The sequence below is a fragment of the Saccharothrix sp. NRRL B-16348 genome, from assembly GCF_001280085.1.
Taxonomy (GTDB): domain Bacteria; phylum Actinomycetota; class Actinomycetes; order Mycobacteriales; family Pseudonocardiaceae; genus Actinosynnema.
Map to the genome: position 1 here is coordinate 78,130 of NZ_LGED01000198.1, position 20,104 is coordinate 98,233.

The 20,104-nt window shown below is 73.1% G+C and carries 9 protein-coding genes and 1 pseudogene; 3 read left to right on the plus strand and 7 right to left on the minus strand.

Annotation, left to right across the window (positions count from 1 at the left end; translation table 11 throughout):
* Window positions 1-48 precede the first annotated feature (48 nt).
* Window positions 49-2,040, plus strand: a complete 1,992-nt coding sequence (gene ligA / locus ADK67_RS20705; RefSeq protein ID WP_053718106.1) for an NAD-dependent DNA ligase LigA — start codon at window positions 49-51, stop codon at window positions 2,038-2,040.
* A 174-nt stretch (window positions 2,041-2,214) separates the two neighbouring features.
* On the opposite strand, the gene ADK67_RS20710 is transcribed toward ligA, so the two are convergent.
* Window positions 2,215-3,387, minus strand: coding sequence for an acyl-CoA dehydrogenase family protein (locus tag ADK67_RS20710; protein ID WP_053718107.1), 1,173 nt, complete (start codon window positions 3,385-3,387; stop codon window positions 2,215-2,217).
* Window positions 3,388-3,542: 155 nt separating this feature from the next.
* On the opposite strand from ADK67_RS20710, the gene ADK67_RS20715 reads away from it, so the two are divergent.
* A complete protein-coding gene (locus ADK67_RS20715; RefSeq protein ID WP_053718108.1) occupies window positions 3,543-4,124 on the plus strand; it encodes a maleylpyruvate isomerase N-terminal domain-containing protein in 582 nt (193 codons plus the stop codon).
* A 133-nt stretch (window positions 4,125-4,257) separates the two neighbouring features.
* The gene (locus tag ADK67_RS20720; RefSeq protein WP_053718109.1) at window positions 4,258-5,436 is read left to right on the plus strand and encodes an acyl-CoA dehydrogenase family protein; all 1,179 of its coding nucleotides are present in this window, start codon (window positions 4,258-4,260) and stop codon (window positions 5,434-5,436) included.
* Between the two features lie 72 nt (window positions 5,437-5,508).
* Here ADK67_RS20720 and ADK67_RS20725 read toward each other — a convergent pair whose 3' ends face one another.
* The 6 genes and pseudogenes from ADK67_RS20725 to ADK67_RS20750 all read right to left on the minus strand — a co-directional run.
* Window positions 5,509-6,648 (minus strand): MFS transporter, encoded by a 1,140-nt coding sequence (locus ADK67_RS20725; RefSeq protein WP_197289543.1) that lies wholly within the window; start codon window positions 6,646-6,648, stop codon window positions 5,509-5,511.
* 114 nt (window positions 6,649-6,762) lie between these two features.
* Window positions 6,763-8,346 carry a GMC family oxidoreductase gene (locus tag ADK67_RS20730; protein WP_053718110.1) on the minus strand — a complete coding sequence of 528 codons (1,584 nt, stop codon included), beginning with the start codon at window positions 8,344-8,346 and terminating at the stop codon, window positions 6,763-6,765.
* 161 nt (window positions 8,347-8,507) lie between these two features.
* Window positions 8,508-9,755: a cytochrome P450 family protein gene (locus ADK67_RS20735; protein WP_053718111.1), complete on the minus strand. Its 1,248-nt coding sequence runs from the start codon at window positions 9,753-9,755 to the stop codon at window positions 8,508-8,510.
* Between the two features lie 35 nt (window positions 9,756-9,790).
* Window positions 9,791-10,570: an SDR family NAD(P)-dependent oxidoreductase gene (locus tag ADK67_RS20740; protein WP_053718112.1), complete on the minus strand. Its 780-nt coding sequence runs from the start codon at window positions 10,568-10,570 to the stop codon at window positions 9,791-9,793.
* Between the two features lie 374 nt (window positions 10,571-10,944).
* The gene (locus ADK67_RS20745; protein ID WP_197289544.1) at window positions 10,945-13,026 is read right to left on the minus strand and encodes a BTAD domain-containing putative transcriptional regulator; all 2,082 of its coding nucleotides are present in this window, start codon (window positions 13,024-13,026) and stop codon (window positions 10,945-10,947) included.
* Between the two features lie 1,009 nt (window positions 13,027-14,035).
* Window positions 14,036-20,050: pseudogene (locus ADK67_RS20750) on the minus strand (thioester reductase domain-containing protein); the annotation flags it as partial.
* Between the last annotated feature and the right edge of the window lie 54 nt (window positions 20,051-20,104).

Below are 20,104 nucleotides of genomic sequence, written 5' to 3' on the forward strand. Positions count from 1 at the left end.
GCGTCGCCCGCCCCCGGATTGTCGGTGGTCGCCGGTAACTTGTGAGCCGTGAACGCTCGGGAACGCATCCAGGAACTCGCCGATCAGGTCGTCGTGCTGCGCGACGCCTACTACCGCGGTTCGCCGCTGGTGGCGGACGCGGAGTACGACGCGATCGAGGACGAGCTGCGCGGGCTGATCGAGGCGAACCCGGAGCTGGCGCCCGACCCGAACCCGCTCGACCAGGTGGGCGCGCCCGCCGTGCTGCACGCGCCGATCCGGCACTCGCGGCCGATGCTGTCGCTGGAGAAGGCGACCAAGCCGGAGCAGGTGGCGGCGTTCTTCGACCGCTTCCCCGGCCAGCCGGTGGTGGTCATGCCGAAGCTGGACGGGCTGTCGCTGGCGCTGGTGTACGAGCACGGCAGGCTGGCCCGTGCGATCACCCGCGGTGACGGCACGACGGGCGACGACGTGACGCCGCTGGTGCGCGCGCTGGTCGACGGTGTGCCGGAGCGGGTCGAGGCTCCGGGCCGGGTGGAGGTGCGCGGCGAGGCGGTGATGCTGCGGTCCACGTTCGTCGCCTACAACACCGCGCACCCGGACAAGCCGCTGATCAACCCGCGAGGCGCCGCCGCGGGCACGCTGCGGGCGAAGGACCCGGCCACGGTCGCCGAGCGGCGCCTGCAGTTCTTCGCCTTCGACCTGGACACGTCCGAGGGCGGCGCGGCGGCCGACCTGGAGCACGGGCTGCGCGCGTTCGGGTTCGACGTCGCCGACATGCGGCACTGCGACGACGCGGCGGCGGCGCAAATCGTGATCTCGGCGATCGAGGAGCAGCGCAACGGCCTGGACTACGACCTGGACGGCGCGGTGCTGCGGCTGGCGAACCGGGACGCCTTCGCCGCCGCGGGCACCCGGTCCAGCTCGCCGCGCGGTGCGTTGGCGTTCAAGTTCGCCGCCGAGGAGAAGACCACGGTGCTGGCCGACGTGGTGTGGGACGTGGGCAAGACGGGCAAGATCGCCCCGGTGGCCTGGTTGGAGCCGGTGTTCGTCGGCGGCACGACGGTGACCCGCGCGACGCTGGCGAACCAGGAGGTCATCAAGGCGAAGGGCATCAGGATCGGCGACACCGTGCTGATCCGCCGGGCCGGTGACGTGATCCCGTTCGTGGCGGGTGTGCTGGACGAGTCGAAGCGCACGGGCGCGGAGCGGGAGATCGTGCCGCCGTCGGAGTGCCCGTCGTGCGGTCAGCCGTTGACCGAGCAGGGCAACAGCCGGGAGCTGTTCTGCACCAACGTCGCCTGCCCCGCGCAGACCGTGCGCAGGTTGATCCACTGGGCGTCGCGGGCGGCGGCGGACATCGAGGCGGTCGGCCCGGTGTGGATCGAGCGGCTCGCCGAGGCCGGGCTGCTGGAGCACCCGTCGGACTTCTACGCGTTGACCAAGGAGCAGTTGCTGGAGTTCGACCGCATCGGCGACACCTCGGCCACGCGCATGATCGACTCGATCGCCGCGAGCCGGGCCGTCGGCCTGCGGCGGGCGTTGATCGGGCTCGCCATCCCGATGGCGTCGGAGGGCACCGCGACCCGGCTGTGCCGCGCGGGGTTCGGCTCGTTGGAGGAGGTCGCCGACGCCGGCGAGGAACGGCTGGTGGCCGTCGAGGACATCGGGCCGAAGGTCGCCGCCTCGCTGATCGAGCACCTGGCCCGGCTGCGTCCCGAACTCGAACGGCTGCGGGAGCGCGGCGTGTCGCTGGACGTGCGGGACGAGGACCTGCCGCCCGTCGTGGCGTCCGACGCGCCGTTGGCGGGCAAGACGGTGGTGATCACGGGCGCGATCAGCGACCCGCGTTCGGGCGAGAAGGTGCCGCGCCCCACCTTCCAGAGGCTCTGCGAGAAGGCGGGCGCGACCACCGCGACCTCGGTCTCGGCCAACACCGACTACCTGATCACCGGCGCGGACGTCGGCGCGAGCAAGACCGCGAAGGCCGAGAAGCTCGGCGTCGAGGTCGTGGACCAGGGCGTGATCTGGCAGCAGCTCATCGCCGCCGGCGTCGCCTAGGGCGCGCTCCACGGGCAAGGCGACCGGAACGTGGTGTCCGCACGCCAGGGTCGCCTTCGACCTCGGCGGCACGGCAGGCGCACCGGTCACGGCACGCGGATGCCCGGCCCTCAGCACCGAGGACCGGGCGTCCGTGCACGGCGTCGACCAGAGGAGGTCGACCGAGGAGGTCGATCAGAGGAAGTACGTGCCCGGGTCCAGCCCCAGCAGGACGCGGCCCTGGAGTTCCAGGTTCACGTTCGGCTGGGCCAGGGCGTGCAGGGCGAAGCCCTGGATGTCGCGGTGGAAGCGCTGGATCGGGGAGTTCCGCTGGATCACCGAGCCGCCGCTCGCGCTGTAGATGATCTCCACGGCTTCCTTGCACAGCTGCACGGCGTAGCCGACCTGACCGCGGATCACGGCCTTCTCGGTGTCCGTCGGCTGCTCGCCCGCGTCCGCGCGGTCCTGCAGGACCTTCAGCCACGCCTGCGACAGGCCCTCCGCGGCGGCGATCTTGTTGGCCGCCGTGGCCACCTGGACCTGGGTCAGCGGGTGCTGGCTCTGGTCGGTCCAGTTGGTGTAGGTGATGCCGCGGCCGGGCACGCGCTCCAGGAACAGGTCGAGGGCGCCCTTCGCGATACCGATGAACACCGCCGCCGCCTCGGCCATGACGAACGCCAGCACGCCGTAGTTGCGGCCCGTCGCGCCGACGTTGGAGCGGTCGCCGGTGGTGCCCGCGAACGCGTCGCCGAAGCCCGCCACGCGGTGGGACGGCACGAACACGTCGTCCGCCGTCGCCGTGACGCTGCCGGTCGCGCCGCCGGCCGTCACGTCCCAGTCGTCACCGAGGGTCAGGTCGGACACCGGCACGATGACCATCGCCTCGTCGTGCTCGCCGCCCTCCTCGCGCACCGCCGCCAGGAAGTCCCAGTCCGCGCCCTTGACGCCGGAGTTGTACCGCCAGGAGCCGCTGAGGCGGTAGCCGCCGTCCACCGGGGTCAGGGTGCCAGTCGGGGCGAACGCGCTGGAGATGCGCACCGACCCGGTGGCGAACACCTCCTCCTGGGCCCGGTCCGGGTACAGGGTGGCGGTCCAGTTGCTGGTCAGCCACACGAACGACACCCAGCCGGTCGACGGGCAGCCCCGGGCGATCTCGGTGATCACGCGCGCCTGGTCGGCCAGGCTCAGGTCGAGGCCGTCGAACCGGCGCGGCGTGGCCGTGCGGAACACACCCGCCTTGTCCAGCAACTGGAGGTTCTCCTCCACCACCCAGTGCTGGGACTCGGATTCCTCGCCGTTCTTGCGCAGGACGGGAACAATGCCCCTCACCGCGTCCAGCACGGATTCCACGTCGCCATCCACGGCCATTTCCGCTCCCCTTGCTTTCAAACATTCCGGCACGTCGATCCCAGTTCTAACGGGGACGGGCCACCGGCCACTCCCGGTCAGGTCTGCGGCGGCCGGTTGCGGCGGGATTACCGGACAGTGACCGCAGCCGTGCCACGCGCGCGGACGATGCCCCGGTGAACACCTCTTGGGCTGATCTCGTCCGCACCGCCGCCACCGGGTGCGCCGCCGTCCTGACGACGGCCGCCGACCGGGACTGGTCCTCACCGGCGGGCGAGGTCGAGTGGACCTGCCGCGCCACGCTCGACCACATCGCGGTCGGTCAGGTCGGCTACGCCGGCATGCTCATCGCCCAGCCGGCCGACCGCTACGTCACGCTGTTCTCCCGGCTCGACCCCAGGGCGCCGATCGACCGCTGCCTGGAAGCGCTGCGGATCGGCGGCACGCTGCTGGCCTCGACGATCGAGCGGACCGCGCCCGACGTGCGCGCCTGGCACCCGTGGGGCCGCTCGGACCCCAGCGGGTTCTCCGCGATGGCCGTGCTGGAGCTGACCGTGCACTCCTACGACATCGCACAGGGTCTCGGGGTGGACTGGACACCGCCGGACGAGTGGTGCCCGCCGGTGGTCGAGCGCCTGTTCCCGCACGCGCCCGCGGGCCACGCCCCGGCGCGGACGCTCCTGTGGTGCACGGGCCGCGGCGAGCTGCCCGGCGTGCCGAGGCAGACGTCCTGGCGGCCGCACGTGGCGGCGCGCTGACCGGTGCCCGGATCGCCGCGCCGGAGGTGACGCGGCGATTACCCGGACAAGACCGGGCAGCACCCGGGCTCGCCGAAGCTGTGGTCACGGATCCTCGCCACACCATCGAGGAATGTCACTTCGAGGGAGCAAGATGACCACGGCCGAAAAAGAGTTCGTCGATGTGCTGGACGCGGTGAAAAGCATTGTGCCCACGCTCCGGGAGAACGGCCAACTCGCCGAGCAGCAGCGCTGGATCCCGGACGAGAACCTCCAGCTGCTGGACAAGGCGGGCGTGTTCCGCCTCGTGACCGAGCGCCGCCACGGCGGCTTGGACGCCTCGATCGCCCAGCAGTGCGCGGTGCTCGCCGAGATCGGGCGCGGCTGCCCGTCCACCGCGTGGGTGTCCACGGTGTGGCTGGCCAGCTCGTGGGTCGCCCGCGGCCACTCGGCCCAGGCGAAGGAGGAGATCTGGTCGACCCCGTCGGTGCGCGTCTCCGGTGTGTTCAGCCCGTTCCCGACCGCGACGCTCACCCCGGTGGACGGCGGCTACCTGCTCAACGGGTTCTGGAAGTTCAACACCGGCTGCCGGGGCGCCGACTGGAACGGCATGAGCGCGACGCTCACGCTGCCGGACGGCACCACCGAGGAGATGGCCACGATCGTCCCGATCGGCGAGTTCGAGTTCGCCGACGACTGGAACGTCTCGTCCGTGGCGGCCACCGGCAGCTCCACCACCACCGCGAAGGACATCTTCGTCCCCGCGCACCGCGTGCAGAAGCTGCACGTGCTGCTGGAGGGCGCGGACAGCCGGTCGGAGCCGGGCAAGACCGACCGGAACTACTCGCTCGGCGAGTTCGCGGTGGCGCAGGCGGTGGGCACGTTCATCGGCATCGCCAAGGGCGCGCTGGAGCTGTTCATGGAGCGGCTCCCCGGTCGCGGCATCGCCTACACCGCGTGGACCGAGCAGAGCAAGCACCCGTTCACCCAGATCCAGGTCGGCACGGTGTCGGCGAAGATCGCCGCCGCCGAGGGCCTGTCCGCCGGCGTCAACGAGCTGGTGCAGCGGCGCGCCGACGAAGGCGTGGAGCTCACCGCGCTGGAGAAGGGCAAGGTCCGCGGCGACAGCGCCTACGCCATGCAGCTCGCCCGGGAAGCCGTGGAGATCCTGTACAACGCGAGCGGCGCCACGGGCATCCAGCTCAGCGTGCCGCTGCAGCGGTTCCACCGCGACATCCAGGGCCTGTCGCTGCACGGCCTGGGGCTGCTGAGCACGAACATGGAGATCTACGGTCGGGCCGTCCTCGGCCTGGACGCCGACGGGGCGTTCTGACTCCGCTTCTCCCGCCGCGCACGCGAGAACGGCCGATCTTCCGCGGAAGATCGGCCGTTCTCGCGTGGTGCGTCAGGCAGCCTGCGGCGCGGGCGCGGGAGCCGTCGTGACGGCCGCACGCCTGGTGCCGAGGTTGACCAGCAGGCCGAGCACGCTGATGCCGGCGGCGATGAGGCCGAGGCGGGCGGGCGTGAGCTGCTCCTGGAACAGGCCGCCGACGGCGCCGCCGAGGGCGACACCGACGTAGATCGCCGAGTTGTTCAGACCCAGCAGCACCGCCGAGGCGCTCGGCGCGTACATGACGAACCGGCTCTGCTGCGGCACGACCGGCAGCGAGACGAACACGCCCCACAGCACGGCCCAGACGATCGCGGTGACCAGGTTCGTGACCACGAAGGGGCTGATGCCGAGCATCAGCGCGGCGGCGGCGAGACCGCCGGTGACGACGCGCTCCGGCGGGTAGCGGTCGGCGAGCCGGCCCGCCACCGTGTTGCCGATCATGTTGCCGACACCCCACGCCAGCAGGATCACGGTCAGCGCCGTGGTGGAACCGCCCGTGGCGCCCTCGACGGCGGGGCTGATGTAGGTGTACAGCACGTGCGTGCCCGCCAGGCTGGCCGTGGTGACCACCAGCAGGCCGAACACCCAGCCCTCCTTCAGCGGCTGGAGCCGGGCCTTCAGGGAGTCGGCCGGCAGCATGATCGACGGCAGCGCCACCGCGACGCCGACGACCGCCGCCACGCCGATGCCGGCGACGACCCACAGGGTGAGCCGCCAGTCGGCGCCGCCGATCAGCGTGCCCGCGGGCAGGCCGAACGCGATGGCCAGGGTGAGACCGCCCATCACGAACGCGAGCGCCTGGCCGCGCTTGGCCTCCGGTGCGATGGCCGCCGCCGCGCTGAACGCCGCGGAGCCGATCAGACCGGCGCCGACGGCCGTGACGATGCGGGCGATCATCACGATCTCGTAGTTGGGGCCGACCGCCGTGACCGCGTTGCCCACGATGAAGACGGCGAGCCCCAGGTACAGGGCGGTGCGCCGGTCCATCGAGCTCGTGAGGGCGCCCACGATCGGCGCGGAGACGGCGAACGCCAGCGCGAACGCGGTGACGAGCTGACCGGCCGCGGAGACGCCGACCTCCAGATCGGCGGCGATCTGCGGGAGCAGACCGGCGATGACGAACCCGTCGGTGCCGACCGCGAAGAGGGCCACCGAAAGGGGGATGAGTTGCTTGTACAGCGAGCTCCGAGTTTCCAAGTCCTCACATCTTTCTCGTGTTCCGGCGCGCGTTCTGCCACGCCGGACGGTGGACGCCGCGAGACCTGGTCAGCGCCAGGCGTCTCGGACGAACTCCGCGGCCCGCTCGGCGAGCATCGCCACAGCGGCGTGGCTGTGACCGCGGGGCAGCGCCGGAATGACCGACGCGTCGACCACGCGCAGCCCTTCGACACCGCGGACCCTCAGGTGGGGGTCGACGACCGCTTCCCCGTCGTCCGCCCGACCCAGCCGGCAGGTGCCGACCGGGTGGAACATCGTGCTGGCGTGCTCCCGGATCGTGTCCACGAGCACGTCGTCGTCGACCTTGCCGGGCCAGGGGGCCAGCGGTCCCAGCACGAGCGGTCGCAGCGCCTCGGTCTCGAACAGCCGCTCGGCGACGCGCAGGGCGTCGACGAACACGCTGACGTCCTCCTCGGCGCAGAGGTAGCCCGGGTCGATCAGCGGCGCCTCGGCCGGGTCGGCGCTCGCCAGTGAGATCCGGCCGCGGCTGTGCGGCTGCAACGGGATGACGGTGAACCCGAAGCCGGGGACGTTGCCTTCGTCGGTCAGCCCGACCGGCGAGAAGATCAGCTCGACGTCCGGCGCGCCGGGACCGCCGTCGGCACGCAGGAACGCGACCGCCTCGGCCATGTTGGACGTCAGCGGCCCGGTCCGCTTGCGCTCGTAGAGCTCCCGGTTCTCCGGGGTGTCCGCGCCGACCAGCCGGAACTCGCCGCTCGCGCGCACCGCGGCCGACACGAACATGTGGTCGCGGAGGTTGCGGCCGACACCCGGCAGCTCGACGCGCGGCTCGATGCCCAGCTCGCGCAGCTCGGCGCCGTGCCCGATGCCCGACAGCTGCAGCAGGTGCGGCGAGCCGACCGCGCCCGCGCTCAGCAGCACCTCGCGGGTGGCGGTGAGCCGGGGCACGCCGCCGGACAGCTCGACGCCGGTCGCGCGACCGTTCTCGACGACGATCCGGTGCACCAGGGTGTCGGTGAACACGGTGAGGTTCGGCCGGTCCAGCACGGGGCGCAGGTAGCCGTCGGCGGAACTCCACCGGGCGCCGCGCTCCTGGTTCAGCGGCGTGAGCGCGACACCCGTCGGGTCGCCGCCGCCGAGGCCGCCGACGACCTCCTTGAGGCCGAGTTCCGCGCACGCGTCGAGGAACCGCGCGTTGAGCGGGTCCGGGTCGCGCGGCGGAGAGATCCGAAGTGGACCGTCCGTGCCGTAGCTCGCGCCGTCGGCCCGGTCGCCCGTCCACGTCTCCGTGCGGCGGAAGTACGGCTCGACGGCCTCCCACGACCACAGCTCGCCCGCGGCGTCGACCCAGGGGTCGAAGTCCTGGCGGTGGCCGGGAACCCACATCTGGAAGTTGATCGTGGACGACCCGCCGAGGCCCTTGCCGCGCGGCCACGGCACGGTGCGGCCGTTCAGCTCGGGCTGCGGCACCGTGGTGAACGCCCAGTCCAATTCGGACCCGAAGAGCGCGAACAGGTCGAACGGCACGCGCACCGCCGGGTTCTCCAGGTCCGTGCCGCCCGCTTCGACCAGCGCGACGCGCACGCCGCGGTCCTCGGAGAGCCGGTTGGCCAGCACGCAACCCGCGGAACCCGCCCCGATCACGACGTAGTCGAACTCCGCGTCGACCATCCCACGCTCCCCCTGTGCCCGCTCATATGTCTGCTTCATCGTTCCTGCCGCCAGTCACTGGCTGGTAATCGATCTCTCACGCACGGTGAAGGGCCTGCCGCCGCGCCATCGCGGTGGCAGGCCCCGGTCGGGTCACCGTGCTCGTGCTGTCGTCGCTCCGGTCAGGCGTTCACGGCGGCCCGCAGGCGCACCGGCAGCTCGCGGTGGCCGTTGGAGATGAACGACTCCAGCGGCAGCAGCTCCTCGGCCGGACGGGCCAGCTCGAGGTCCGGGAAGCGGGCGAACAGCTCGGACAGCGCGACCGCCGCCTCCAGCCGGCCGAGGGACTGACCCGGGCAGAAGTGCACGCCGTGGCCGAACGCCAGGTGGTCGCGCCGGGTGGCGCGGGTGATGTCGAAGCCGTCGGCCGTGTCGCCGTGCACCAGCGGATCGCGGCCGGCGGAGCCGAACGACACCAGGATCGCGTCACCCTTCGCGATGGTCACGTCGTCCAGCTCGATGTCCTCCACGGCGAACCGCAGCGGCATGTTCACCAGCGGCGCCTGCCACCGCAGCGTCTCGTCGATCACGTCCTCCCACGGCACCTCGCCCGCGCGCACCGCGGCGAGCTGGTCGGGGTGCGTGACCAGCGCGTACACCGCGTGGTCGAGCAGGTTGACCGTGGTCTCGTGCCCCGCGGTGAAGGTCAGCAGCAGGGTGTCGATCAGCTCGCGCTCGGTCAGGCCGTCGTCGCCGTCGCGGACCGTGATCAGGCCGGTGGTCAGGTCCTCCCCCGGGTCGGCGCGCTTGAGCTCCAGCAGCTTGGCCATCGTCGCGTAGATCGCGGCGACGTTCGCCTCCGCCTCCGCCGGCGTCAGCGTGGTGTCGAAGATGCGGTGCACCTGCTCCAGCAGATCCGGCCGCAGCTCGTGCGGGATGCCGAGCAGCTCGCTGATCACCTGGGTGGGCAGGGCGTAGGCGAACTCGGTGCGCAGGTCGACCACCGCGCCGTCACGCCCCAGCTCTGCGATCCGGTCGAGCAGCTCCGCGGTGATCTCCTCGATCCGCGGCCGCATCGCCGCCGTGCTGCGCGCGGTGAACGCCTTGACGACGAGCTTGCGCAGGCGCGTGTGCTCCTTGCCGTAGGCGGTCATCATGTTGCGGTCGGAGACCCAGATCGCCAGCGGCCAGGTCTTCGCCAGCTCGCCCTCGCCGTTCTCCCACGCGGGCCAGTGCTGGTAGCTGTCGCGGGACACCCGCGGGTCGAGCAGCAGTTGCTTGATCAGGGCGTGGCCCGTGATGGCCCACGCGGGCACGCCGCCGGGCAGTTCCACGAGCGTGGCGTGGCCGCGTTCCCTCAGCATGGCGGCTTCGCCGTGCACGTCACGGCCGGTCGGGTCGATGGCGTACGGGCAGGTCGGTTCGTCCATCAGCGTTGTCTCCAGGAAGAAGGGGCGGCGGGTCGCTATGCGGGCATCACGGCCAAGCCGTGCCCGAGACCTCCGTCGACGGTGAGTTCCATGCCGGTGGTGAAGGTGGCGTCGAACGCCAGGAAGAGGACCGCCTGCGCGATCTCGGCCATCGTGCCGTGCCGCTTCATCGGCGTGATCAGGTCACCGGCCTCGACGATCGCGGCGCGCGCCTCCTGCGGGATGCCGACGAAGCCCATCGACGGCGTGTCGATGAAGCCGGGGCTCACCGCGTTCACGCGGATGCCGCGCGGCAGCAGCTCGGTGGCGAACCCCTTGGTGAACGCGCGCACGGCGGCCTTCGCGCCGGCGTAGGCGGTCAGCCCCACGTTGCCGGTGTCGTTCGCGACCGACGTGGTGAAGACGAACGACCCGCCGTCGTTGACGAGGGGCGCGAGGCGCTGCACGGTGAAGAACGCGCCCTTGGCGTTGATGTCGAACGTGCGGTCGTAGGACTCGGGCGTCACCATGTGGAACGGCTCCATCGCGGCGTAGCCGACGTTGGCGTGCACCAGGTCCGCGGCGCCGAGGCGGTCCTCGACGACCTTGGCCAGTTCGTCGATGTGGTCGAGGTTCGACGCGTCGGAGCGCACGACGTGGCCGCGGTCGGCCAGCCCGTCCCGCTCCAGCTCCGCGCGCGCCCGGTCGACGTTGGCCTCGTTGTTGCCGGTGAACACCACCTCGGCGCCGCGGGCCAGCAACGCGTCGACCACGGCCCGGCCCATGCCGTGCGTGCCGCCGGTGACCACGGCTTTCTTGCCCGTGTAGTCGCTCATCGGTGGAAATCCCTTCGGTGACTCTTGGTGGGCGTTCACGCCGGACGGCGACCAGTGGGCGACAACGGCCGCACGCGTCTTTCCCGGCAGGACCAGCATTGCCGCCGGTCGGCACTTCCGGGTCATCGACGCCGCGCGGGGGCGGAAGTGACCGGACAATGACCGCGATGGTTTATCGGGGGCGGCCGTGACCGGTCCGGAAAGCAAAACAGCCGCAGAAGATCTGCGGCTGGTTCGGGCGTGCGGTTATCGGGTTGTGGTGCTCCGCACGGCTCCCCGGCGGAGCGGGGCCGGCGTCCGAGCGGTGCGGGTAGTGCGATCGGGCGATTTGTGGCGGACGCTCGGCAGCGACGCTGCGACCGGCGCCCGTCCGCTCATCCGACGGCTGTCGCGGTCGCTGTCGAGTACAGCCGCATCGCACCTGGCCTGGACACGACGTCCAGCGTCAACGTGGTGGCGTAGGGCTTGCCGCCACCCCACTCCGGGCGGCGCTGCAGCAGGCCGAGCCGGCCGCCCACGATCACCATCAGAGGCACGCCCACCATGCACCCGACCACGCCCTCGATGAGGTTCAGCATCGCGTCGTTGGCGAGGTGGAGGTCGTCGACGAACACGGCCAGCGGCCGTTCCCGCAGCGCCTGGCTGACCACCTGGTTCCAGTCGCGGGCCGCGGCCTGCTTGCCCTCGGCGTCGTAGTTGTCGCCGTCCTGGCCCGGTTCGAGCAGCGGGGCGAGGCTCTCCATGGCCAGCTCGGTGTTGGCGGGATCACCGAGCACCTGCTGGACCGTGCGGTACAGCTTGAGCTCCGCGACGTTGGACGAGTCGCCGGGCTGGATGCCGCAGCACGCCGCGAGGATCTCGGCCCGCAGGCCCCACGGGCCGGCGAACGGCGGCGTGCGCACCACGTGCAGCGGCGTGCCGTCCACGACCCGGCCCGCGACCCGGCTCTCGAACGTCGACAGGAACCAGCTCTTGCCGCTGCCCGGCACGCCGAGCACGGACGCGAGCATCGGCCGCTTCCTGGTCACCGCGAGCATGAGCAGGCTCTCCAGCACGTCCATCTCGTGCTCGTACTCGGCGGGCGGCACGGCGTCGTGCGCGATGTCCAGGCAGCGGCAGCCCGCCACCCGCCAGCCCGCCTCACCCGTGCGCTCGAAGGCGATGTGCCCGGCGGTGGCCATCCGGGTGCGCTCGCACACCAGGACCTCGCCGGGGCCGCCGAGCGAGAGCAGCTCCTCGCAGGCGACCATCAGCGCGCCGTTGCCCGACTGCGAGCCGCCCTGGGCGGCGGCGGAGCGGACCGTCGTCTCCCCCGTCGAGACCGCCGTGTGGAACGCGAACCGGCCGGCCCGCGCGTCCAGCTCGGTGCGGTCCCGGATGGCCAGCGCCGCCATGACCGCGCGCTTGGCGTAGTCGTCGCCGTGCCGGTTGGGCTCGAACAGGGCCAGCGAGTACGACCCGATCGAGGCCAGCACCGCACCGCCGCAGCGCTCGGTCTCCTCGCGGATGACCGCCGCCACGTCGTGCAGCGTGTCGTCCACCGTCACGCCGTCGTCCCAGCCGCGGGTGCCGATCTCGGCGCGGACGATCAGCGCGCTGGCCTGCCGCCACGACGTCGCGCGACGGTGGTCGGCGTGCCCGTGGTCGGCGGCGACCGGCTCCGGCTTGCTCTCGAGCCTGCCCTCGGACCGGCTCTCCACCCTGCTCTCGGTCCTGGGGTCGCCGGCCAGCACCAGGGGCCCGCGCCGGCGCACCGGCTCCACCAGCGGCGCCTCGATCAGCGCGGGCAGCCCCGTCGGCCTGCCGGGCAGCGCCAACGCGGCCGACTGCTCCAGGATCGACTGCTGGAGCTGCTGGAGCTCCAGGCCGGGGTCCAGCCCCATCTCCTCCGCCAGCGCCACCCGGAACCGGGCGTAGACGTTGAGCGCGTCGGCCTGCCGCCCGCACCGGTAGAGGGCGAGCATCAGGTGCGCGATCGAGCGTTCCCGGAACGGCTCGGCCTCGACCATCTCCTCCAGGTCGCCGAGCACCGCGTAGTGGCCACCGCAGCGCAGCTCGGCCTCGAACCGGTCCTCCACCGCCGCGAGCCGCGACGTCTGGATGGACGCCAGCTCGGACCACTCGACGCCCGCCTCGACCAGGTCGGCGAGCACCGGACCGCGCCACAGCGCCAACGCGTCCCGCAGCAGCGACGCCGCCTTGTCCGGCTGGCCGTCGGCGAGCTCACGGCGCCCGTCGGCGACCAGGCCGCGGAACCGGCACAGGTCGATCTGGTCGGGCTCGACGTGCAGCACGTACCCCGGCGCCTTGGTCTGCAGCGACACGCCCGAGGCCGCGCCGCCCGCCGTGGCCAGGATCCCGCGCAGGCCCCACACCGCGTTCTGCAGCATCTTCCGCGCCGACGCGGGCGGGTCGTCGCCCGTCCACAGCGCGTCGACCAGACCGCTCGTGGACACCACCCGATTCGCGTGCAGGAGCAGGAAGCCCAGCGTGGCTCGTTGCTTGATTCCGCCGAGTTGAACGGATGTTTCACCGACGTTTAAGTCGAGCGGTCCTAAGACTCGAAAAAGCATGGCTCCACCTACCCCCCCGTAGGCTGACTTCACGGAAATACCGTACCATGGGCCCTGGTAAACGCCCGGCACAGACAGTGCACAAAGCGACCCTCCGTCACTCGATCGGTCGCATCCGCCAAGCACTCGCCGTGACCACCGTTGCAGGCACGCACGTCGAGCACCCGACGGGTTGCGGATGGCGGTGACGGCAATCGCACCGCGGATCCGGACAGCGGGCGCGCGAATCGAATTCGGATTCCCACTTCCCGTCCGCCGGATCCACTTTTCACACCAATTCGGGTACGGCGCAACGAAAAACCGATCCGGGAATACGGGACCACGTCGCAGCCGACGCCATTCACCTGAACAGCGGAGCGCGTCCAGCGCATTCGACACCGACCGGCGCACACCACTGCGGAATGCCGCAGCGGGCAATCCCGTCCCGCGCGGTCCGCCTGAAGTCGCGCACCGCGACGGCGGCACGCCGAACAGGACCCTGCGCGATCTTCCGGCGTGCCGCGCTATTCCGGCGTTACGGTCCAGCGGCTCGCGGCGGAACGTCCCCGCGAGAGGCGACCCACGAGGCCCGGGTGGCGCGGTCGCGAGGTCGACCGGTGATCAACCGTCCCTCGCGACGCCCTTATACTTCGCCCAACTGCCATTTCGAACTCCCCCAGTCGACGACGCCCACGCCGGACCCGCACGTGCCGGTCTCGGCCTGGCCAGTCTTGCGGCCCGATCATCACTGCCCGGACACCGTTGGCTCATCCCAGGTCGTGGACACCGGGTGACCCCACGATGACCGAAGGTAGGTAAGCACCGTGTGAAAACGGGCACGCCTGCGGTGTGAGCGCACGCGCACGACCGGGGCCGGTGAGCAGCCACCGGACCCGGTCGTGGACGCGTGCGATCAGGCGCCGACGCCTCCCGCCGCGGGGTAGTACCCGGTCTCGACGAAGAACCGGATGTACGTGTCCACCAGCTCCGCCGTGATCGGCGGGCAGGTGATCCCGGTGCCCGCCAACGCCTCCTCCGTCGCCGAGACGTCCACCAGCGGGTAGAACGCGGCGCTGTCGGAGGTCATCAGCTCGAACGCGTCGAGCAGCGGGATGAGCGCGTTGTCGCGGTCGGCCAGCACACCCGCGCGCCAGGTCTCCCAGTCCTGCTCCACCATCCCGAAGCCGTGGGCGCGCAACCGTTCCACGAGCGTGCGCCACGACACCTGGCCGGGGTTGTAGACGTGGTACGTGCCGCCGGAGTCCCGGGACAGCGCGACGATGGCGGCGGTCGCGTAGTCCACCGGCACCATCGGCACCGAACCGGCCAACCCGGCGGGCACGGCGCCCGCCTGCACCAGGCCCTTGGTGCTCAGCCAGACGAAGTCCCTGGTCTGGCACGCGCCGTTGCGCTGGTCGCCCGACACCAGGTCGACCCGGTACACCGACACGGGCAGGCCGCGCGTCCGGGCCGCGTCCAGCAGCTGCTCGGCGACCCACTTGGTGCGCAGGTAGCCGCTGGGCAGCCGCTCGGGCGGGCCGGTCGGATCGGTCACGGCCAGCGGCACGCCGGGTTCCCGCGCACCGGCGAAGACGCCGGTGGTGGACACGTGGTGCACCGGCACCGTGCGGTGGCGGGCGGCCAGGCGGAGCACTTCCAGCGTGCCGCCGACGTTCGCCGCGCGCAGGTCGCCGAACGGGCGCAGCCAGTTGACCGCGGCGCCCGCGTGGTAGACCGCGTCGACCGACCGGGCCAGCTCGTCGAACCGCTCCTCGGAGAGCCCGAGCCGGTGTCGGCTCAGGTCGCCGGGGACGATCCGCAACCTGGCCGGGTCCACCTCGTCCCACAGCCGGTACCAGCGGAGGTTGGCCTCGACCTTGCGCAGCCCCTCGGCCTCGTCCTCCGCGCGCACCAGGCAGTGCACGGTGGCGTCCGAGGCGCGGAGCAGCTCCCGCAGCAGGAACGCGCCCAGGAAGCCGGACGCGCCGGTGAGCAGGACGTGGGACGGCGCCGACACGGTGCGCACCACCTCGGCCGCGGGCCGGATGTCGTCCGGCAGCACGGCTTCCGCCGCGTAGTCCACGTCGGTCGTGCCGGCCGCACCGGCCAGGAACGCGGTGAGCGCGCCCGGGGTCGGGTGGTCGAACACGACGGTCGCGGGCAGGGCGAGCCCGGTGGCGGCGGCGACCCGGTTGCGCAGTTCCACCGACAGCAGGGAGTCGAAGCCCAGGTCGGGGAACGGCCGGTCGGGCACCTCGCCGGTCAGCCCGAGCACGGCGGCCACCTCGGACCGCACCAGCTCTTCCACGACCCGACGGCGTTCGGCGGCGGGCAGGTCGGCCAGGTTCGGCGTCGGCGCGCCGCGGCGGGCAGTCGGGCGCACCGGCGGGAGGAGCGTGCGCAGCAGGGCAGGCGCCTCGTCGGCACGGGCGCGCAGCGCGGCGTGGTCCAACGGCATGGCGACGGCGGTCGGCGTGCCGAGGGCGGCGTCGAGCATCGCCAGGCCGTGCGCGGCCTCGATGGGCCGCAAGCCCGCGCGGGCGATGCGGCGGCGGTCGGCTTCGGTGAGGTCGCCGGTGATGCCGCTGCGGCCCGCCCACAGGCCCCACGCGATGGAGGTGGCGGCTTGGCCGCGGGCCGCCCGGTACGCGGCGAGACCGTCGAGGAAGGCGTTGGCGGCGGCGTAGTTGCCCTGCCCGGCGCCGCCGATGACGCCCGCGATCGAGGAGAACAGCACGAACACGTCCACGTCGCCGACGAGCTCGTGCAGGTGGCGTGCCGCCTCGGCCTTGGGCCGCAGCACGGCCGAGAGGCGTTGCGGGGTCAGCGCGCCCACCAGGCCGTCGTCGATCAGGCCGGCCGCGTGCACCACGCCCCGCACCGGCGTCTCGGCGAGCAGCGCCGCCAGCGCGGCGCGGTCGCCCACGTCGCAGGCCGCGACGGTGACCTCCGCGCCGAGGGAGGTCAGCTCGTCGCGCAGGTCCGACGCGCCGGGCGCGTCGAGGCCGCGGCGGCTGGTCAGCAGCAGGCTGCGCACGCCGTGCGCGGTCACCAGGTGGCGCGCGACCATGCCGCCGAGCGTGCCGGTGCCGCCGGTGACGAGCACGGTTCCCCTGGTGTTCCACCGGGCCGGCTCGGGATCGACCGGGCGCAGGCGGGGCAGGTGCACGACACCGTGCCGGACGACGGCTTGCGCCTCGCCCGACGCGACCACGGCCGCGATCGCGGCTTCCGACGCCGGATCGTCGTCCACGTCCACCAGGACGATCCGCCCCGGCTGCTCCGACTGGGCCGATCGGGCCAGGCCCCACAGCGCCGCGCCGTCGACGTCGGTCACGTCGTCGGCCGCGCCGGAGGTCACCACGACGAGCCGCTCGTCCGGGCCCTGGAGGTCGGCGAGCGCGCCCGCCGCCCGCTCGTCGAGGCTGCCGGGCGGCAGCCACCGCACGACCCGCGGCAGATCCGTAGCGGCCGGCGCCAGGTCTGCGGTGGTCCGCGGCAGGTCCGCGATGGCCTGTGGCAGACCGGCATTCGCGGCGGTCCGCGGGAGGTCCACCGGTTCCCAGGCGACGCGGAACAGGGCGTCGGCGGGCCGCAGCAGGCCGTCCGCCACGGCTTCGGGCGTGACCTCCGCCAACGTCACCGACCCGACCGAGGCCACCGGCCGGCCCGCCGGGTCCGCCAACCACAGCGCGCCGTCGGGTGTCACGCGCGCCCGCAGGTCCGCGGCGCCGACGGCGTGCAGCTCGACGTCGCGCCACGCCACGGCCTCGCCCTCGCCGACGAGCCGCAGCGCGGCGTCGAGCAGCGTCGGGTGCAGCCGGAACCCGCCCGGGTCGACGCCGGGCACGTCGGTCCACTCGCCGTCGTCGCCCCAGGTCGGCCGCGGACCGGCCGGGGTGAGCGTGCCGGTGGCGTGCTCGGCCCACCGGCCGTCGAGTCGCGTGTGGACGGTCACCTCGCCCGCCCGCACCCGGACCTGCAGCTGCACGCCGCGTTCGGGCACGACGACCGGCGCGGTCACGTCGAGCGCGGCCAGGCGCGGCAGGCCGACCTCGTCACCGGCCCGGATCGCCAGTTCCACCAGCGCGGACGACGGCAGCACCGCCGAGCCGTGCGCGCGGTGGCCCGCCAGCCACGGCTGCGTGCGCGGGGAGATCCGGGCGGTGAACACGACCTCGTCGTCACCGGCGACCGGGACGGCCGCGCCGAGCAGCGGGTGCTCCGCGTCGGCCAAGCCCAGTTCGACCGGGTCGACCGCGTCGGCTTGCTCGACCCAGAACCGCTGCCGCTGGAACGGGTACGTGGGCAGGTCCACCCGGCGCGCGCCGGCGCCGGCGAAGAACGCCCGCCAGTCCACCCCGACCCCGTGCCCGTGCAGCGCGCCCAACGCCTCGGCCAGGCCGCCGCCCGCCCGCTGGAGCGGCACCGCCTGCACGCCGTCGAGCGTGTCGCGGACCATCGGGGTGAGCGCGGCGTCCGGCCCGACCTCGACGAACGTCGTGACGCCCTCCTTCGCCAGCGCGTGCAGGCAGTCCGCGAACCGGACCGGCTCCCGCACGTGCCGCACCCAGTAGTCCGCGCCGCGCAACAGCTCGCTGCCCGCTGGCGCCCCGGTCACGTTGGACACCACCGGGATGGTCGGCGCGTGGTACTCGACCTTCGCGGCGACGGCGCGGAACGGCTCCAGCGCGGGCGCCATGCGCGGCGAGTGGAACGCGTGGCTCACCGTCAGCCGCTTCGTGCGGCGGCCACGCGACCGCAGCTCGGCCGCCGCGGCGAGCACGGCGTCCTCGTCGCCGGACAGCACCACCGCGTCCGGGCCGTTCACCGCCGCCACGCCGACCGCGTCCGTCAGCAGCGGCTCCACCTCGGCCAGGGGCGCGGCGACGGCGACCATCGCGCCGCCGGCCGGCAGCTCGCCGATGAGCCGGGCGCGGGCGGCCACCAACGCGCACGCGTCCTCCAGGGAGAACACGCCGGCCACGTGCGCCGCGGTCAGCTCGCCCAGCGAGTGCCCGGCCACGTAGTCCGGCCGCACGCCCCACGACTCCAGCAGCCGGAACAGGGCCAGCTCGAACGCGAACAGCGCCGGCTGCGTGAACCGGGTCTCGTGCAGCAGCTCGGAGTCGCCGAACACCACCTCGCGCAACGGTCGCGGCAGGTGGGGGTCGAGCAGCGCGCACGCCGCGTCGAACGCCTCGGCGAACACCGGGTGCCGCTCGTGCAGGTCGCGGCCCATCCGGGCGCGCTGCGCGCCCTGGCCGGTGAACAGGAACGCGGTGCGTCCGGGCTGGTCGACCGGCGCGCCGCCGGTGAAGCCCGCCAGCGCCGCCGACAGCCGCTCGCGGTCGGCCGCGACCACCGCGCCGCGGTGCTCCAGCGGTGTCCGCGCCGTGGCCAGGGTGAACGCCACGTCCACCGGCTCGACGTCGGGGTGCTCGGCGAGGAAGTCCCGCAGCCGCTCCGCCTGGGCGCGCAAGGCGTCCGCGCTCCGGGCCGACAGCAGGAACGGCAGCTCCCCCGACACCGCCGGTGTTTCGGCGGCCGGCTCGTCGGGCACGTGCTCCAGCACGACGTGCGCGTTCGTGCCGCTGATGCCGAACGACGACACCGCCGCCCGCCGGGGCCGGTCCGCCTCGGGCCACGGCCGTGCGTCGGTCAGCAGCTCCACGGCGCCCGCCGACCAGTCGACGACCGGCGTCGGCTCGTCCACGTGCAGGGTGCGCGGCGCGACGCCGTGCCGCATCGCCTGCACCATCTTGATCACGCCGCCGACACCCGCCGCCGCGACGCTGTGGCCGATGTTGGACTTCAGCGAGCCGAGCAGCAGCGGCGTGGTCCGGCCCTGGCCGTAGGTCGCCAGCAGCGCCTGCGCCTCGATCGGGTCGCCCAGCCGCGTTCCGGTGCCGTGCGCTTCCACCACGTCGACGTCGGCGGAGGTCAGGCGCGCGTCCGCGAGGGCGGCGCGGATGACGCGCTCCTGAGCCGGGCCGTTGGGCGCGGTGAGGCCGTTGGAGGCGCCGTCCTGGTTCACCGCGGTGCCGCTCACCAGGGCGAGCACCGGGTGGCCGTGGCGGCGGGCGTCGGACAGCCTCTCCAGCAGCAGCAACCCGACGCCCTCGGACCAGCCGGTGCCGTCGGCCGCCGCGGCGAACGACTTGCACCGCCCGTCCGCGGCGAGGCCGCGCTGGCGGGAGAAGTCGACGTAGCCGGTCGGCGAGCCGTAGACCGTGCTGCCGCCGGCGATCGCCAGCGCCGACTCGCCCGCGCGCAGCGAGCGGACCGCGAGGTGCAGCGCCACCAACGACGAGGAGCACGCCGTGTCGACCGTCATCGCCGGGCCTTCGAGGCCGAACGTGTAGGCGACGCGGCCGGACGCGACGCTGCCGAGCTTGCCGGTCATGAGGAACCCCTCCAGCTCCTCCGGTCCGGCCAGGCCGAGGTAGCTCTGCTCGCCGACGCCCGCGAACACCCCCGTCCGGCTGCCGCGCAACGTCGACACGTCGATGCCCGCCCGTTCGAACAGCTCCCACGCCGTCTCCAGCAGGACCCGCTGCTGCGGGTCCATGCCCAGCGCCTCGCGCGGCGAGATGCCGAAGAAGCCGGCGTCGAACTCCGTGGCGTGGTCGAGGAAACCGCCTTCCCTCGCGTAGGTCCGGCCCGGTGTGCCCGGCTCGGGGTCGTAGAGCCGGTCGACGTCCCAGCCCCGGTCGACGGGCCACGGCGTGACGCCGTCGCGGCCCTCCTCGACCAGGCGCCACAGGTCGTCCGGCGAACCGACGCCGCCCGGGTAGCGGCACGCCATCGCCACGATGGCGACGGGTTCCGGCGCGGCCGATTCGAGCTCGGCGATCCGCTCCCTGGCCTGCTGCAGGTCGGCGGTGACCCACTTCAGGTAGTCGACCAGTCGTTCCTCGTTGGACACGAGTGCTCCCCAGTGGTGGTGGCCCACCCGGCGCGAGGCGCGGCCGGGTGGGTT

Excerpts from the sequence above, each read along its gene's own strand:
- ADK67_RS20735 (WP_053718111.1), bottom strand. The coding sequence starts at position 9,755 with ATGGACGAACCGACCTGCCCGTACGCCATCGACCCGACCGGCCGTGAC.
- ADK67_RS20730 (WP_053718110.1), bottom strand. The coding sequence starts at position 8,346 with ATGGTCGACGCGGAGTTCGACTACGTCGTGATCGGGGCGGGTTCCGCG.
- ADK67_RS20710 (WP_053718107.1), bottom strand. The coding sequence starts at position 3,387 with ATGGCCGTGGATGGCGACGTGGAATCCGTGCTGGACGCGGTGAGGGGC.
- ADK67_RS20720 (WP_053718109.1), top strand. The coding sequence starts at position 4,258 with ATGACCACGGCCGAAAAAGAGTTCGTCGATGTGCTGGACGCGGTGAAA.
- ADK67_RS20740 (WP_053718112.1), bottom strand. The coding sequence starts at position 10,570 with ATGAGCGACTACACGGGCAAGAAAGCCGTGGTCACCGGCGGCACGCAC.